The following is a 15,878-nucleotide window of genomic DNA, read 5'->3' as shown; positions in this document are numbered from 1 at the left end:
TGAAAAGGGTTTTTGCCGAGAATTGTCGCCAAATATAGGCGCTTATATAGTGAAAAGCACTGGCAAATCTTTTTTACACTGCGCGCATCTAAAGCTCTGAATAACAAACGTCAGCGGTTAGCCGCGATGAGGGATATGAAAATGCGCGTCATGGTCTTGGGTAGCGGCGTCATCGGTACCACCAGTGCTTATTATCTGGCCCGTGCCGGGTTTGAAGTGGTGGTTGTGGACCGGCAGCCGGCCGCTGCCATGGAGACCAGTTTCGCCAACGCCGGGCAGGTCTCGCCGGGTTATGCCTCGCCGTGGGCCGCGCCGGGTGTGCCGCTCAAGGCCATCAAGTGGCTGTTGCAGCGCCACGCGCCCCTGGCGATCAAGGCCACGGCCGACATCGACCAGTACCTGTGGATGGCACAGATGCTGCGCAACTGCACCGCCAGCCGTTACGCGGTGAACAAGGAGCGCATGGTCCGTCTGTCCGAGTACAGTCGTGACTGCCTTGACGAACTGCGCGCCGAAACCGGCATTGCCTATGAAGGCCGCAGTCTTGGTACGACCCAACTGTTCCGCACCCAGGCTCAACTCGACGGCGCTGCGAAAGACATCGCCGTGCTGAAAGAGTCCGGCGTGCCGTTCGAACTGCTCGACCGCGACGGCATTGCCCGCGTTGAACCGGCCCTGGCAAGCGTCACTGACATCCTCGCCGGTGCCCTGCGCCTGCCGAACGACCAGACTGGCGACTGCCAGATGTTCACCACCAAGCTCGCCGAGATGGCCGCGAACCTCGGTGTGCAATTCCGTTTTGACCAGGACATTCAGCGCCTCGACTTCGCCGGTGACCGCATCAACGGCGTGTGGATCGACGGCAAGCTGGAAACCGCTGACCGCTACGTGCTGGCCCTCGGCAGCTACTCGCCGCAACTGCTCAAGCCGCTGGGGATTAAGGCGCCGGTGTACCCGCTCAAGGGCTATTCCCTGACCGTGCCGATCACCAACCCGGCAATGGCCCCGACTTCGACCATTCTCGATGAGACCTACAAGGTCGCGATCACCCGTTTCGACAACCGCATCCGCGTTGGCGGCATGGCTGAAATCGCCGGTTTTGACCTGTCGCTGAATCCGCGTCGCCGCGAAACCCTGGAGATGATCGTCAACGACCTTTATCCTCAGGGCGGCGATCTGGCCCAGGCCGATTTCTGGACCGGCCTGCGTCCGACCACTCCGGACGGCACGCCGATCGTTGGCGCCACTCCGTTCAAGAACCTGTTCCTGAACACCGGCCACGGCACGCTCGGCTGGACCATGGCCTGCGGCTCGGGTCGCTTGCTGGCGGACCTGATGGCGAAGAAAAAGCCGCAGATCAGCGCCGAAGGCCTCGATATTTCCCGTTATGGCAGCAAAACCCAGGAGCCTGCAAAGCATGTCAGTCCAGCGCCAGCTCACCAATGAGCGCATGAGTCAGATCGTCACCCATAACGGCACCGTTTACCTGGCCGGACAGGTCGGCGATGACATGAACGCCGGGATTGAACAGCAGACCCGTGAAACCCTAGCCAACATCGAGCGGTTGCTCGATCTGGCCGGCACCGACAAAAATAATCTGCTGTCGGTGACGATTTACCTGAAAGACATCGACGCGCATTTCGAAGGCATGAACGCGGTGTGGGACCAGTGGCTGCCAAAAGGCGTCGCCCCGGCCCGCGCGACAGTCGAATCGAAGCTGTGCGAACCGGAAATCCTGGTCGAGCTGTCGGTTGTCGCCGCTCTGCCATAAGCCTGTCAGAAAAGATCCCTCTCCCGGTGCTGTTGGCGGTTCACGTCGTCAGCCAGCGCCGGTTTTTCTTCCCGATAACCCGACCAGAAGTCTGCCGCCATGCGTCCTGCCCGTGCCCTGATCGACCTTCAAGCCCTGCGCAATAACTACCGAATCGCCCGTGAACTCACGGGGGCCAAAGCCCTCGCGGTGATCAAGGCCGATGCCTATGGCCATGGCGCGGTGCGTTGCGCCCAGGCGCTGGAAGCCGAGGCGGACGGGTTTGCCGTGGCCTGCATCGAAGAGGCGTTGGAGCTGCGGGCGGCGGGCATTCGTGCGCCGATCCTGCTGCTGGAAGGCTTTTTCGAAGCCGATGAGCTGGCGCTGATCGTCGAGCATGATTTCTGGTGCGTGGTGCATTCGCTGTGGCAGCTCGAAGCCATCGAGAAAACGGCGTTGAGCAAGCCGATCACTGTGTGGCTGAAGCTCGATTCGGGCATGCACCGCGTGGGGCTGCATCCAGCGGACTATCAGGTTGCTTATCAACGGCTGTTGGCCAGCGGCAAAGTCGCGAAAGTGGTGTTGATGAGCCATTTTGCGCGTGCCGATGAACTGCACGAGCAGGCCAGTGCCGATCAGGTGGCGGTATTTGAAGCGGCGCGCAAGGGCTTGTCCGCCGAGGTCAGCCTGCGCAACTCGCCGGCGGTGCTCGGTTGGCCGCAGATTCCGAGCGATTGGGTGCGCCCGGGCATCATGCTCTATGGCGCCACGCCCTTCGAAGAAGCCAACGAAGTGGCATCGCGGCTGCAACCGGTCATGACCCTGGAATCGAAAGTGATCAGTGTGCGCGAGTTGCCGGCTGGCGAGCCCGTCGGTTACGGCGCCAAATTCATCACCCCTAAACCGATGCGTATTGGCGTCGTGGCCATGGGTTACGCCGACGGCTACCCGCGTCTGGCACCGACCGGCACGCCAGTGCTGGCTGCCGGGCAGCGCAGCCAATTGATCGGCCGGGTATCGATGGACATGCTCTGCATCGACCTGACCGATGTACCGCAGGCCGGCCTCGGTTCGACCGTCGAATTGTGGGGCAAAAACATCCTCGCCAGTGATGTAGCCATGGCTGCCGGCACGATTCCTTACCAGATCTTCTGCAACCTGCGCCGAGTGCCACTGCTCTATTCCGGGGCTTAGTGCGCAGGGCTCCAGACCGGAAGTCGCCTCGCTGAGCAGGATTCAGGTCAAGGTGTTGTAAATACTGAACGCTGTCGCCATGATAACGCTCACTATTCCAACAATCCTGAATCCTGGAGGCGCAAGCTTTGGACGTCGGTGAACGACTGCAATCCATCCGTAGGCTCAAAGGCCTTTCCCAGCGTGAGCTCGCCAAACGGGCGGGGGTCACCAACAGCACGATTTCGATGATCGAAAAGAACAGCGTGAGCCCTTCGATCAGTTCGCTGCGCAAGGTACTGGGCGGGATTCCCATGTCCATGGTCGAGTTCTTTTCCGAGGAAATCCTGCAGGAAAAACCGACTCAGATCGTCTACAAGGCCAACGAGCTGATCGATATTTCCGATGGTGCCGTGACCATGAAACTGGTCGGTCGGGCGCACCCGAGCCGGGCCATCGCATTCCTCAATGAAATCTATCCGCCAGGCGCTGACACCGGTGACGAGATGCTCACCCATGAGGGCGAGGAAACCGGCATCCTGGTCGAAGGAAAACTGGAACTGGTGGTCGGACTCGAAACTTTTGTCCTCGAAGCCGGCGATAGCTACTACTTTGAAAGTACCAAGCCACACCGTTTCCGTAATCCGTTCGATGTGCCGGCGCGACTAATCAGCGCAGCCACACCGGCGAATTTCTAAGAAAAGAGGCGTCCTGCCAGTATTGCAGAGGCGCCCGGGCTGTTTTTCCGTCGCGGCCTAAGACCCCTCCGACTTTGGGGTTGTTTCAGTGCGACGGGCTTACCGCTATACTTGCGCCCGCCTGCGAACCGTGGCCGTAGGCGTGACTAGCCACCATTGAGGGTGAACGCGTGAACCTAATTATGAAAATGCTGGCTGCACCAGCAACCGTATTGGCCCTATGGGCTGTCAGTGTCAGCGCTCAAGCTGCGACCAACGACGATATCGCCAAACGCCTTGAGCCAGTCGGCCAGGTTTGTGTACAGGGTAAAGAGTGTAAGGGCATGGAAGTGGCCGCTTCCGCTGGCGGCGGTGGTGGTGCGAAAACCCCGGATGAAGTGATTGCAAAACATTGCAACGCTTGCCACGGTTCAGGCCTGTTGGGCGCGCCGAAAATCGGTGATGCCGCCGCTTGGGGCGAGCGCGCCAAGAAAGAAGGTGGTGTTGACGGCCTGCTCGCCAAGGCGATCTCCGGCATCAACTCGATGCCGCCAAAAGGCACCTGCGCCGATTGTGCAGACGCCGAGCTCAAAGGCGCCATCCAGAAGATGTCCGGCCTGAAATAAGCCTGGGTCTTGCTGCTGAAAAGCCGCTTTCGAGCGGCTTTTTTGTGCCTGTGATTTGACCCTGGTGGCTGTTCATTGCAGCAAAGACCCGGCAAGCTCGGTCCAGGCCCAAGTCATGGAACGTGAGGGAGGATCCGATGGTTCAGCTGTGCTCTATCGAACAGGCAGTCGATGACGTCTTGGCACGGTTGCCGGCGCATATCCACATGGGCCTGCCTCTGGGGTTGGGCAAACCCAATCACTTCGTCAACGCGCTGTATCGACGAATCGCACAGTCGCCCGAGCGACGGCTGACGATCTACACCGCGTTGTGCCTGGGGCGCCCGCCCTTGGGCGATGGTTTGCAAAAGCGATTTCTTGAACCCTTCATCGAGCGGGTGTTCGGCGATTATCCGGAGCTGGAATTTCTCGCCGACCTGCGCCGCGATGGCCTGCCGGGCAACATCCACATCCAGCAGTTCTTCATGCAGCCCGGCAGCCTGCTCAACAGTGCCACGGCGCAACAGGATTACGTCAGCAGCAATTACAGCCATGCGGCGCGGGACATCAATGCCGCCGGGTTGAATCTGGTGGCGCAACTGCTGGCAAGCCATGCCGAGCATCCCGACCGCTTGAGCCTGAGTTGCAACCCGGACATCACCCTCGACCTGTTGCCGATGATCGCCAAGCGCCGCGCCGCCGGAGAAATCATTCTGATGGTCGGCCAGGTGCACAACGATCTGCCTTACATGCCCGGCGATGCAGAACTCGGCATCGACACCTTCGACCTGCTGATCGATGAGAAGGACAACACCACGCTGTTCTCCACGCCGAATATGCCGGTGGGGTGTCAGGACCATTTCATCGGCGTGCTCGCCAGCACTCTGGTGCGTGACGGCGGCACTTTGCAGATAGGCATCGGTTCCATGGGCGATGCGTTGACGGCGGCGCTGCTGGCGCGGCAAGCCGACAACGACGGATACAGGGCTTTGCTGGCAGACGTAAACCTCAGCCACTGGGCGCAACTGATCGAGCGCGAAGGCGGCATCGAACCCTTCGCCAAGGGCCTGTATGGCTGCAGCGAAATGTTCGTCAACGGCTTGCTGGTGCTGGCCGATGCCGGGATCGTGCGGCGCAAGGTTTATCCGGACGTGGCGACCCAACAGCAGGCGAATGCCGGCACCCTCGACGAGGCTGCGCAAGCCGATGGTATCTCGGTGCACGGCGGTTTCTTCCTCGGTCCGCGCAGCTACTACGAACGCTTGCGTGAATTGCCGCAAAACAAGCGGCTTGCATTCAACATGACCCGCATCAGCTACATCAACGAGCTGTACGGCCAGGAAGAACTCAAGCGCTTGCAGCGCCTGGATGCGCGGTTCATCAACACCGCGTTCACCGTGACCTTGCTCGGTGCCGCGGTGGCGGATCAGCTCGAAGACGGACGTGTGCTCAGCGGTGTTGGCGGGCAATACAACTTCGTGGTGCAGGGCCATGCGCTGCAAGGCGCGCGCTCGGTGTTGCTACTGCGCAGCTGGCGCGAGTCCGGCGGCGACGTCAGCTCGAACATTGTCTGGGAGTATGGTCACTGCACGATTCCCCGGCACTTGCGGGACATCGTGGTCAGCGAATACGGCATCGCCGATCTTCGTGGCAAAACCGATGCGGCAGTGATCGAGGCCTTGCTCAATATCAGCGACTCGCGTTTTCAACCGGGATTGATCGAGCAGGCGCAGAAAGTCGGCAAACTGCCCAAAGGCTTCCGCCTCGATCCGCGCTTTACCGATAACAGTCCGCAGCGTTTGCAGGCGATTCAGGCGCGGCATCCACGGCTGTTTCCGGAGTATCCGCTGGGCTGTGATTTCACCGAAGTGGAGCGGGATCTGTTGCGGGCGCTGAACTGGCTCAAGAGCAAGTTCAAGCTGAGCGAGGTGCTGGAGTTGGGCAAGGCAGCGCTGGATGCGCCGGAGCCTGCGTTGTTCCAGGAGCATCTGCAGCGCATGCAGCTGGCCAACCCGGAGGGGATGAAGGAGGATTTGTATCAGCGCCTGCTGCTCACAGGCCTCAAGGCCACTGCGCAATAACTGCCCACCCAAAAACAACTGTAGGAGTGAGCCTGCTCGCGATAGCGGTGTATCAGCCAATGACTATGTCGGCTGACACTATGCAATCGCGAGCAGGCTCGCTCCTACAGGGGTATTACGGTGTGGCGGCTTATTCGATAAAGGTCACAACACCATCGGCCAGCGACTTCACGCGGGCCAGCGACTCTACGCGATAACCCTGCGAGTCCAGTTCCGCACGGCCGCCCTGGAACGACTTCTCGATCACGATGCCCAGGCCCGCCACGGTGGCGCCAGCCTGCTTGATGATCGAGATCAGTGCCTGGGACGCCTTACCGTTGGCCAGGAAGTCATCAATGATCAGCACGCGGTCGCTGCTGGTCAGGTGGCGTGGGGAGATGGCCACGGTGCTTTCGGTCTGCTTGGTGAACGAGTAGACGGTCGCCGACAGCAGGTTTTCGGTCAGGGTCAGGGACTGGTGCTTGCGGGCGAAGATCACAGGCACGCCGAGGTTCAGACCGGTCATGATCGCCGGGGCGATGCCCGAGGCTTCGATAGTGACGATCTTGGTGATGCCCGAGCCCTTGAACAGCGTGGCGAATTCGTCGCCGATCAGCTTCATCAGAGCCGGGTCGATCTGGTGGTTCAGAAAGGCGTCGACTTTCAGGACCTGGTCGGAAAGCACGATGCCTTCTTCGCGAATTTTCTTGTGCAGTGCTTCCATGAAGCTTTCCTCTACTGGCGCTTTGTGCGCCGAAGGTCATATAAAAGTGGTCAATTCTAGCGCTTTAACATCGCGCGTATATCCGCCAATGCGTTGTTGCCGCGCACGGCTTTGACTTCGGTCGGTGTGTCGTCGTTGCCTTCCCAGGCCAGGTCGTCCGGCGGCAACTCATCGAGGAAGCGGCTCGGTGCGCAATCGATGATCTCGCCGTACTGCTTGCGCTTGGCGGCGAAGGTGAAGGCCAGGGTCTGGCGCGCACGGGTAATGCCCACGTAGGCCAGGCGACGTTCTTCTTCGATGGTGTCGGCTTCGATGCTGGAACGGTGCGGGAGGATTTCCTCCTCCATGCCCATGATGAACACGTAGGGGAATTCCAGTCCCTTGGACGCATGCAAGGTCATCATCTGCACGCCCTCGGCGCCGTCTTCCTCTTCCTGCTGGCGCTCCAGCATGTCGCGCAGGACGAGTTTGCCGATGGCGTCCTCGACGGTCATCTCGCCTTCTTCGTCTTTTTCCAGGGTGTTTTTCAGCGCCTCGATCAGGAACCAGACGTTACCCATGCGGTAGTCGGCGGCCTTGTCGCTGGAGCTGTTGGTGCGCAGCCAGTTCTCGTAGTCGATGTCCATGACCATGCTGCGCAGGGCCGAGATCGGGTCTTCGCCGGCGCACTGCTCGCGCACCCGGTCCATGAAGCGCTTGAAGCGCGACAGGCGATCGGTGAAGCGGCTGTCCAGATGCTCGCCCAAACCCATCTCGTCGGTGGCGGCGTACATCGATATCTTGCGCTCGGTCGCATAGTTGCCCAGCTTCTCCAGCGTGGTCGAGCCGATCTCGCGGCGCGGGACGTTAATCACCCGCAGGAACGCGTTGTCGTCGTCCGGGTTCACGATCAGGCGGAAGTAGGCCATCAGGTCTTTTACTTCCTGACGCCCGAAAAAGCTGTTGCCGCCGGACAGGCGATACGGCACCTGGTGATGCTGCAACTTCAGCTCGATCAGCTTGGCCTGGTAGTTGCCGCGATACAGGATCGCGAAATCGCTGTACGGGCGGTCGGTGCGCAGGTGCAGGCTGAGGATTTCCATGGCCACGCGCTCGGCTTCGGCATCCTCGTTGCGGCAGCGGATCACGCGGATCTCGTCGCCGTGGCCCATTTCACTCCACAGCTGCTTTTCGAATTCGTGGGGGTTGTTCGAGATCAGCACGTTGGCGCAGCGCAGGATGCGGCTGGTGGAGCGGTAGTTCTGCTCCAGCATCACCACTTTCAAAGACGGGTAGTCGTCCTTGAGCAGCATCAGGTTTTCCGGGCGAGCGCCGCGCCAGGCGTAGATCGACTGGTCGTCGTCGCCTACCACGGTGAACTGGTTGCGTTTGCCGATGAGCATTTTCACCAGCAGGTACTGGCTGGCGTTGGTGTCCTGGTATTCGTCGACCAGCAGGTAGCGCACTTTGTTTTGCCACTTTTCCAGGATGTCGGCGTGTTCTTCGAACAGCTTTACCGGCAGCAGGATCAGGTCGTCGAAGTCCACCGCGTTGAACGCCTTGAGCGTGCGCTGGTAGTGGGTGTAGACGATGGCGGCGGTCTGCTCCTTGGGGTTGCGCGCGTTTTCCAGGGCCTGGGCCGGCAGGATCAGGTCGTTCTTCCAGGCGCCGATCATGTTCTTGATCTCGTCGACGCCGTCGTCGCCCGAGTATTCCTTCTGCATGATGTCGGTCATCAAGGCCTTGACGTCGGTCTCGTCGAAGATCGAGAAGCCCGGCTTGTAACCCAGCCGCACGTGCTCTTTGCGGATGATGTTCAGGCCCAGGTTGTGGAACGTGCAGACCGTCAGCCCGCGACCTTCACCGGCACGCAGCAGGGTGCCGACCCGTTCCTTCATTTCGCGGGCGGCCTTGTTGGTAAAGGTCATGGCGACAATGTACTGGGCGCGAATGCCGCAGTTCTGGATCAGGTGCGCGATTTTGCGCGTGATCACGCTGGTCTTGCCGGAGCCTGCACCGGCGAGCACCAAAAGAGGGCCGCCGACGTAGCTCACGGCTTCTTGCTGCCGGGGATTGAGTCGGGACATAGGTAAATTCAGGAGTCAGTCACAAAATGGGCCGGCATTTTAACAGGCTCAGCGAATTGTGCTGCTCTGTCCGACTTGTGACGTACCACGCTATCTGTAATCGCCGGTTTTGTTACTTTCACGCAGGATGCGCAACGAAATTGCGGCTAATGTTCGTAATTCCGGATACAAAGGGCTCGTTTTGCCAACTGATGTCATTGTCATTGGTCATCGGAACGGCATAATGCCCGTCGCCTACATTTTTGCAGAGTCTAGGGAGCTAGCTTGTCTACGCCTGTCGAACCCTTGCGTTTGCTGCTACTGGCTGAAGAGCCAGCGTGGGCAGCGTTGTTGCGCGAGTGTCTGGTTCCTATGGGGAGCTCGGCCGTTCTCATCAGCGCGCCGAGTTGGGAGTCGGTCAGCAGCCTGTTCGATGACAACCGCAGCGCGGTGTTATTGACCATCCCGCAACTTCAACCGGCGCCGGGCCGTTGCAGCCTGCCGACGGTGTTGCTGCTCGACCATGAGCCGCTGACCCCGCCCGACGGTGTGAGTGACTGGCTGGTGCGCGATCTGCTCGATTCCGGCATGTTGCGCCGTTGCCTGCGCCACGTGCGCGAGCGGGGCGTCCTGGAAAACACCCTGCAACGCCTGGCCGAGCAAGATCCGCTGACCGGCATCGCCAACCGCCAGGGTTTCCAGACCCTGCTGACGGCGCGTCTGGCGGAAAACGGCGGTCGTGGCCTGGCCCTCGGTCATCTCGACCTCGACAATTTCCGCTACGCCAACGATGCCCTCGGCCATCAGGCCGGTGACCGCCTGATCCTGCAAGTGGTGGCGCGGCTCAAGAGCCAGCTTGAGGCCGGCGATCAACTGGCGCGCCTGGGCAGTGATGAATTCGCTCTGCTGATCGACACCCGTCGCGCTCCCCAGCGTGCCGAGTGGATGGCCGAGCGCATCAGCGAAGCGCTGGCCGAGCCTTATTGGGTCGATGGCGAAAGCCTGCTGATCGGTTCCAGCCTGGGCATCGCCTACGCCCGGGCCCAGACTGGTGCGGATCCGCTGATGTGGCATGCACACATCGCCATGCAGCAGGCCAAAAGCACCCAGGGTTGCACCTTTCACATTTTCAACGAACGCATCAATCGCAATGCCCGCAGCATCGCCGACCTCGAAACCGAGCTGCGTCGGGCACTGCGTCGCGATGAGCTGGAATTGCACTACCAGCCACGCCTGAACCTCGAAGACGGGCAGATCGTCGGTCTCGAAGCTTTGGTGCGCTGGCGGCATGCCGAGCGCGGCTTGCTGTCACCGAGCGAATTCGTGCCGCTGGCTGAGCAAAGCGGCCTGATTGTTCCGCTGGGTTACTGGGTGATTTCCCGGGCCTTGCGCGACATGCAGGCATTGCTTCAACTCGGATTGCCGCCGTTGCACATGGCGATCAACCTGTCGTTCCGACAGTTCCAGGACAGCCAGTTGCTGTCGACCCTGAGTCGCCTGATTGCCGAGCGCGGTGTCGAGGCGCAGTGGCTGGAGTTCGAGCTGACCGAAACCGCCGTGATGCGCCGCAGCGATCTGGTCAAGCAGACCATGGACGCCCTTGGGCGCCTCGGTGTGCGCTTCTCCCTCGACGACTTCGGCACCGGGTTCTCGTCGTTCGTACACCTCAACAGCCTGCCGATCACCTTGCTGAAGATCGACAAGAGCTTTGTCGGCGGCATGGAACAGCGTGAGGAAAACCGCAAGCTGGTCCACGCGATGATCAACCTGGCGCACAACCTCAACCTTGAGGTGGTCGCAGAAGGCGTGGAAACGCCGGAGCAACTGGATCTGCTGCGTGGGTTTGAATGCGATCAGGTGCAAGGATATTTGATCAGCATGCCATTGCCGCTGGCCGAGCTGGTGGAGTATCTGACGTTTGGCTCCAGTCAGCAGCCGATGTTGGAAGTCGTGAACTGACGTGTACACCCCTGTGGAGCGGGCTTTTGTGGCGAGGGGGCTTGTCGGAACGCCGCACCGCCCCGTTGGGTCGCGAAGCGGCCCCTTATCCTGCAACCGAGCTCTGTCAGGTACATCGCATTTTCTGGTTTTGCGGTTGCTGCGCAACCGAACGGGGGCAAGCCCCCTCGCCACAGGGGATCTCAGTCTGGCTGAGCGGCTGTGAAACCGTTCCGTTGCGCTGGCTCCCGCCGAAGCATCCGCTTCATCTTCCACTCAAATCCCAGCGTCAGGCTCACCGCCGCACACGCCAGCCCCAGCGCCAGGCCCCACCAGACACCTGTTGGCCCCCAGTTCAGATGGAACGCCATCCACCACGCCGCCGGTGCGCCAATCAGCCAATAGCAACCCAGGCCGACGAGGAAAGTGGTCTTGGCATCCTTGAGTCCGCGAATGCAGCCCATGGCAATGGTTTGCACGCCGTCGAACAGCTCGAACCACGCCGCCACCGCCAGCAGGCTCACGGCAAGGTTGATGACATCGCGAAACGTCGGGTCGTTGTGGTCGAGAAACAGGCCGACCAACTGGTTTGGCAATAGCCAGAAAACCATGGCGAAACACAGCATCGCCGCTGCCCCGAACGCAATGCCGACCCGCCCGGCCAGTCGCGCATCCAGCAGTTGCCCGGCGCCGAAGTGTTGGCCGATGCGCATGGTGATCGCGTAGGAAATACCCGCCGGGACCATGAACGCCACCGAAACGATCTGCAGTGCGATCTGGTGTGCGCCCAGTTGCGTGCTGCCCATGGTGCCCATGCACAGCGCGGCGAAGGCAAACAGCCCGACTTCCACCGCGTAGGTACCGCCAATCGGCAGGCCCAGGCGCCACAGCTCCTTCAGGTACTGGCGGTTGAGTCGCGACAGGCCATGACGCAGCGGATAGGCCTCATAAGCTGGATGCCGACGAATGTGCCACGCCAGCGCAAGTGCCATCAGGTTGGCGACAATCGCCGTGACCAGCCCGATGCCCGTCAGCCCCAGTTTCGGCAGGCCGAACATCCCGGTAATCAGCGCATAGTTGAGCAAGAAGTTGGCGACCGTACCGCCGAGGCTGATGACCATCACCGGCGTCGCACGGCCAATGGCGCTGGTGAACCCGCGCAGGGCCATGAAGCTCAGGTAGCCGGGCAGGGCGAATGGCAGGAAGATCAAAAACTGCCCGGCTGCGTGGACGTTGCTTTCGGTCTGGCCGAACAGCAGCAGCACCGGTTTGAGGTTCCACAGCAGCAAACCGGCGACCAGCGCCATCAGCCATGCCAGCCACAACCCGGCCTGGGTCAGCCGGGTAGCCCCGACAATATCGCCGGCCCCCTGACGGATCGCCACCAGCGTACCTACCGCTGCGATCACGCCAATGCAGAAAATCGACACGAACGAGTAGGTCGCCGCACCGAGCCCGCCACCGGCCAACGCTTCGGGACTCAGGCGCGCCATCATCAGGGTGTCGGTGAGGACCATCAGCATGTGCGCCAACTGCGAGGCAATCAGCGGCCCCGCCAGCCGCAGGATGGCCCAGAGTTCAGTACGTGCTGGATGCTGCATGGTCATCACGCTCGATTATCAAAGGGAACAGGAAAGTACTGATTCTCGGCGCTCTGCGCGGTTTGCACAAAGGGATAAAAAGGATGGATGGCATGATTCAAACTCATGCTGGAGAGTTTCTGCTAGGGTGGGCGAACCCCGCAGTAGGAGCTTTCCCAATGTCCCGTCGTCTTCCTCCCTTGTATGCCCTGCGCGCATTCGAAGCGGCGGCGCGGCACAGCTCGTTTACCCGCGCGGCCGAAGAGCTGTCGGTTACCCAAAGTGCGGTCAGCCGACATATTCGTACGCTCGAAGAGCATTTTGCCTGCCGCTTGTTTCACCGCAGTGGCCGCAACCTGCAACTGACCGAGTCGGCGCGACTGATCCTGCCCGGCATTCGCGAAGGCTTCACTGCCCTTGAGCGAGCCTGCAACACCTTGCGCGCCGAGGACGACATCCTGCGCATGAAAGCCCCGTCGACCCTGACCATGCGTTGGCTGTTGGCGCGGCTCAGTCGTTTTCGCCACCTGCGGCCGGGGAACGAGGTGCAATTGACCAGCGCCTGGATGGACATCGATACGGTGGACTTCAATCACGAACCCTTCGACTGTGCCGTCATCCTCAGCAACAGGCATTTTCCACCGGACTGGGAGACGACTTTCCTATTCCCCGAAGAGCTGATTCCGGTGGGCGCACCGAATCTTCTGAAGGATCAACCGTGGGACGTTGCGCGCCTGGCCAGCACCGAGCTGCTGCACCCGACGCCGGACCGCCGTGACTGGCGCAACTGGCTGGAGCGCATGGGCCTGACCGATCAAGTCTCGCTCAAGGGCGGGCAGGTGTTCGACACCCTGGAACTGGGCATGATCGCTGCCGCCCGAGGCTACGGCGTGTCCATGGGCGATTTGCTGATGGTGGCGGAGGATGTTGCGCAGGGACGTCTGAGTTTGCCCTGGCCGACAGCCGTCGCCAGCGGTGAGAATTATTACCTGGTCTGGCCGAAAACCCGCCCCGGAGGTGAGCGTTTGCGCCGCCTCAGCGTTTTCCTCTTGGGTGAGGTTCGGGCCATGGAGTTACCGGCGGTCGAGCACCTAAGCTGAATCGATATGGCATTGTGCTATCTCCCGATTAATTACTCAAGTATTGAACTTGGCCGTGACTGCCAGGGGGCTGGAAAGCCTGGCGGCGGACTTGCGGCATGATGTTGACCGGTTTCGTTGAGGCGCCTCTGAGATAGCCATCGCGAGCAGGCTCGCGAATGGGGTCACCTCAATTCAGCATTTTTCCCAAGCTAATCGCACTTGGCGTTGCTGGATAATTCCTTGCTTGCCTGTTTCAACTGGTTGCCCAGTTCAGCCGCGTTGGTGCTGTTGTAAACCCGGCCACCGGTGTTTTCAGCGATGCAACGTGACGGGCCGCCAACACCGATTTTCACCACGTTGACCCGCAGGCGCGGTTGTTCCTTGGCGATTCGACGGGATACCGCGCAAACGTCCTGCCCGCAACCGTCTTCTCCGTCGACAAACATCACGATAACCGCATCGTTATTGCGCCCGTCGACGGTACTCGCCGCGTGGGCCAGGCTGTCGGCCAGCGGTGTGCCATCGTCGGGAACCAGACCTCGAATCCCGTTGATCAGCCGCGGGCGGTCGCCGAACTTGAACACACCCCGGTCCGGTGTTCTTTCGCAGCCGGCGAAGGTGATCAGGCGTGTGTCGATCTTCGGGTCCAGCCCGTTGATCATGCTGGCCAGCGAGTCCTTGGCGACGTCCATGCGGCTGGGTCTGGCGGTGAGCCGCATGGTGCGGTTCGGGTCCAGGAGCTTGTTGAGGTCATTACCGAAGAACCAGTCCTCGTCGGCTTTCACTGACTTGATGTTCAAGTTCATCGAACCCGAGGTGTCGAGCACCACCACGAATTGCGGGATCTCTGCGTTCGGCGCATTTTTACGGCATGCGAAGTTGTCCAGCGTTGGGGCTGGTGGCGGGGCAGCCACTACCGGTTTGGGTGGTGGAACCGGTTTGGGTGGCGGGATCGGCTTGGGTTCCGGTGCTGGTTTTGGTGGCGGGACCGGCTTGGGTTCCGGTACCGGTTCTGGTACCGGTTCTGGTACCGGAGCAGGTTTCGGTTCCGGTTCCACGACAGGCTCGGGGGCAGGCTCAACCGGTTTCTCAACCGGCGTCACCACTGGCGCCACTGGCGCGACAGGCGGAACTACAACAACCGGCTCACGGTGCAGGAACCACCAGAGCCAGAGCGCCAGAAGCAGCAGCAACAACGCGAGCAAGGCCGCCGCGATCCACCAGCCTCGACGCGATGGCGGCACGACCGGAACGAGAGGTACCACCGGCGGCACGATCGGTTTGGGCGGGCGCTGGTTCCAGCGCACCACCAAAGGCTCACCGTTGAGGCTGTAGAGTTTGTCCAGCTCAGGCGTGCCGAGCAGGCTGCGCAGGTCATCCGCTACCGTCGGTTGACCGCGTTTTTGCAGTTCGTCCGCCAGCTGTCCAAGGGACGTCTGTCGCACTTCATAGGTTTCCAGCAAACGTCGTTGCGCGTCCTCGTTGAGGTCGGCATAGGGCGTGGGTTGGCCACCCAGTTCGGTCCACCATTCCAGCACGTCGCCGCTGCCCATCCGCGGGATAGCAAACAGACTGGCGACGGTCGGCGGAAAGTGTTTCTGGATGAGGGCGACTTTGGCTTGCAGCGCACTCATCCCCTCCGATGTGGCTTGCGCATCCCTGATGACCCGCTGCATGACGACGATTCCTGAAAAAGTGCAGGCATCCATCGGGATGCCCTGCGGGGTGAAAAGTTACTCTTCGTAGCCGAGGCTGAATTGCAGCTGATTGACCTTCTTCTGCAACGTTTTCAGCTCTTGCTGCTTGGCCGCCAGCGTCGCTGGCGTTGATTTGGTCGTTGGTGCCGCTTGCGAAGCCTTGAGCTGCCGCTCGAGGTCGGCAATCTGCTTCTGCACCAGGGCTTCATTGCCACGCCGAGCCTTGAGCGAGGTCAGCAGTTGCGCCAGCGACTGATTCAGCGCCGCCTGGGATTTCTGCTGGCTGGCCAGATCGGTTTTGGTGCTGAGTTGTTGGGCCTGAATGTTCTCGTACACCTGACGGAACATTGCGTTTTGCTGACGGGACTCGCTCAGGGCCTGTTCATTCTGCTTGACCTGATCGCTGTAACCACCGGAGTAGTCGCAGTTCATCTTGGTCAGCATGCTGCTGTCGCGATTGGTTGCATCGCATTCTCCAGGCTTGGCCGCGCAACTGCTCAGGGACAGGGCGGCAGTGATGACCATCAGTTGTCTTAGCGTCATGTGC

The 15,878-nt window shown here is 60.8% G+C and carries 13 protein-coding genes; 8 read left to right on the top strand and 5 right to left on the bottom strand.

Annotated features, from left to right (window positions below):
* The first annotated feature begins 141 nt into the window (after window positions 1–141).
* The 6 genes from dadA to AC3ITY_RS31880 all read left to right on the top strand — a co-directional run bounded on the left by dadA (window position 142) and on the right by AC3ITY_RS31880 (window position 6,286).
* Window positions 142–1,446, top strand: a complete 1,305-nt coding sequence (dadA, locus tag AC3ITY_RS31905) for a D-amino acid dehydrogenase (protein WP_223532322.1) — start codon at window positions 142–144, stop codon at window positions 1,444–1,446.
* Window positions 1,418–1,771: a RidA family protein gene (locus tag AC3ITY_RS31900; RefSeq protein ID WP_223455331.1), complete on the top strand. Its 354-nt coding sequence runs from the start codon at window positions 1,418–1,420 to the stop codon at window positions 1,769–1,771. The genes dadA and AC3ITY_RS31900 overlap by 29 nt, the downstream gene beginning before the upstream one ends.
* A 99-nt stretch (window positions 1,772–1,870) precedes the next feature.
* Complete coding sequence (gene alr / locus AC3ITY_RS31895) at window positions 1,871–2,944, top strand: alanine racemase (RefSeq protein ID WP_489306839.1); 1,074 nt, start codon at window positions 1,871–1,873, stop codon at window positions 2,942–2,944.
* 128 nt (window positions 2,945–3,072) lie between these two features.
* Window positions 3,073–3,621: a cupin domain-containing protein gene (locus AC3ITY_RS31890; RefSeq protein ID WP_008023455.1), complete on the top strand. Its 549-nt coding sequence runs from the start codon at window positions 3,073–3,075 to the stop codon at window positions 3,619–3,621.
* A gap of 182 nt (window positions 3,622–3,803) precedes the next feature.
* On the top strand, window positions 3,804–4,226 hold the full coding sequence (locus tag AC3ITY_RS31885) for a c-type cytochrome (RefSeq protein ID WP_477776007.1): 423 nt from the start codon (window positions 3,804–3,806) through the stop codon (window positions 4,224–4,226).
* Window positions 4,227–4,363: 137 nt separating this feature from the next.
* A complete protein-coding gene (locus AC3ITY_RS31880; protein ID WP_489306838.1) occupies window positions 4,364–6,286 on the top strand; it encodes an acetyl-CoA hydrolase/transferase C-terminal domain-containing protein in 1,923 nt (640 codons plus the stop codon).
* Window positions 6,287–6,416: 130 nt separating this feature from the next.
* Here the strand turns inward: AC3ITY_RS31880 and AC3ITY_RS31875 are convergent, their stop codons facing one another.
* Both AC3ITY_RS31875 and rep read right to left on the bottom strand, forming a co-directional pair.
* Window positions 6,417–6,989 (bottom strand): xanthine phosphoribosyltransferase, encoded by a 573-nt coding sequence (locus tag AC3ITY_RS31875; RefSeq protein WP_489306837.1) that lies wholly within the window; start codon window positions 6,987–6,989, stop codon window positions 6,417–6,419.
* Between the two features lie 56 nt (window positions 6,990–7,045).
* Entirely contained in the window at window positions 7,046–9,055 is a 2,010-nt protein-coding gene (gene rep, locus AC3ITY_RS31870; RefSeq protein WP_150724906.1) for a DNA helicase Rep, read from the bottom strand.
* A 264-nt stretch (window positions 9,056–9,319) separates the two neighbouring features.
* Between rep and AC3ITY_RS31865 the strand changes: the two genes are divergently transcribed.
* On the top strand, window positions 9,320–10,993 hold the full coding sequence (locus AC3ITY_RS31865; protein WP_489306835.1) for a putative bifunctional diguanylate cyclase/phosphodiesterase: 1,674 nt from the start codon (window positions 9,320–9,322) through the stop codon (window positions 10,991–10,993).
* A gap of 182 nt (window positions 10,994–11,175) precedes the next feature.
* Here AC3ITY_RS31865 and AC3ITY_RS31860 read toward each other — a convergent pair whose 3' ends face one another.
* Complete coding sequence (locus tag AC3ITY_RS31860; RefSeq protein ID WP_489306834.1) at window positions 11,176–12,573, bottom strand: NorM family multidrug efflux MATE transporter; 1,398 nt, start codon at window positions 12,571–12,573, stop codon at window positions 11,176–11,178.
* A gap of 158 nt (window positions 12,574–12,731) precedes the next feature.
* Here AC3ITY_RS31860 and AC3ITY_RS31855 point away from each other — a divergent pair, with 158 nt between their 5' ends.
* Window positions 12,732–13,652 carry a LysR substrate-binding domain-containing protein gene (locus tag AC3ITY_RS31855; RefSeq protein WP_489306833.1) on the top strand — a complete coding sequence of 307 codons (921 nt, stop codon included), beginning with the start codon at window positions 12,732–12,734 and terminating at the stop codon, window positions 13,650–13,652.
* 191 nt (window positions 13,653–13,843) lie between these two features.
* Here the strand turns inward: AC3ITY_RS31855 and AC3ITY_RS31850 are convergent, their stop codons facing one another.
* Together AC3ITY_RS31850 and AC3ITY_RS31845 are read right to left on the bottom strand one after the other, a co-directional pair.
* The gene (locus tag AC3ITY_RS31850) at window positions 13,844–15,310 is read right to left on the bottom strand and encodes a vWA domain-containing protein (RefSeq protein WP_489306832.1); all 1,467 of its coding nucleotides are present in this window, start codon (window positions 15,308–15,310) and stop codon (window positions 13,844–13,846) included.
* Between the two features lie 57 nt (window positions 15,311–15,367).
* Window positions 15,368–15,874: a hypothetical protein gene (locus AC3ITY_RS31845; RefSeq protein ID WP_489306831.1), complete on the bottom strand. Its 507-nt coding sequence runs from the start codon at window positions 15,872–15,874 to the stop codon at window positions 15,368–15,370.
* Between the last annotated feature and the right edge of the window lie 4 nt (window positions 15,875–15,878).

Source organism: Pseudomonas sp. GL_091 (genome assembly GCF_057837725.1).
Note: the sequence above shows the minus strand (reverse complement) of the source record. Positions and strands in the feature narration are given on the sequence as shown.

Excerpts from the sequence above, each read along its gene's own strand:
- AC3ITY_RS31900 (WP_223455331.1), top strand. The coding sequence starts at position 1,418 with ATGTCAGTCCAGCGCCAGCTCACCAATGAGCGCATGAGTCAGATCGTC.
- alr (WP_489306839.1), top strand. The coding sequence starts at position 1,871 with ATGCGTCCTGCCCGTGCCCTGATCGACCTTCAAGCCCTGCGCAATAAC.
- AC3ITY_RS31880 (WP_489306838.1), top strand. The coding sequence starts at position 4,364 with ATGGTTCAGCTGTGCTCTATCGAACAGGCAGTCGATGACGTCTTGGCA.
- AC3ITY_RS31885 (WP_477776007.1), top strand. The coding sequence starts at position 3,804 with ATGAAAATGCTGGCTGCACCAGCAACCGTATTGGCCCTATGGGCTGTC.
- AC3ITY_RS31850 (WP_489306832.1), bottom strand. The coding sequence starts at position 15,310 with ATGCAGCGGGTCATCAGGGATGCGCAAGCCACATCGGAGGGGATGAGT.
- rep (WP_150724906.1), bottom strand. The coding sequence starts at position 9,055 with ATGTCCCGACTCAATCCCCGGCAGCAAGAAGCCGTGAGCTACGTCGGC.
- AC3ITY_RS31860 (WP_489306834.1), bottom strand. The coding sequence starts at position 12,573 with ATGCAGCATCCAGCACGTACTGAACTCTGGGCCATCCTGCGGCTGGCG.
- dadA (WP_223532322.1), top strand. The coding sequence starts at position 142 with ATGCGCGTCATGGTCTTGGGTAGCGGCGTCATCGGTACCACCAGTGCT.
- AC3ITY_RS31855 (WP_489306833.1), top strand. The coding sequence starts at position 12,732 with ATGTCCCGTCGTCTTCCTCCCTTGTATGCCCTGCGCGCATTCGAAGCG.
- AC3ITY_RS31845 (WP_489306831.1), bottom strand. The coding sequence starts at position 15,874 with ATGACGCTAAGACAACTGATGGTCATCACTGCCGCCCTGTCCCTGAGC.
- AC3ITY_RS31875 (WP_489306837.1), bottom strand. The coding sequence starts at position 6,989 with ATGGAAGCACTGCACAAGAAAATTCGCGAAGAAGGCATCGTGCTTTCC.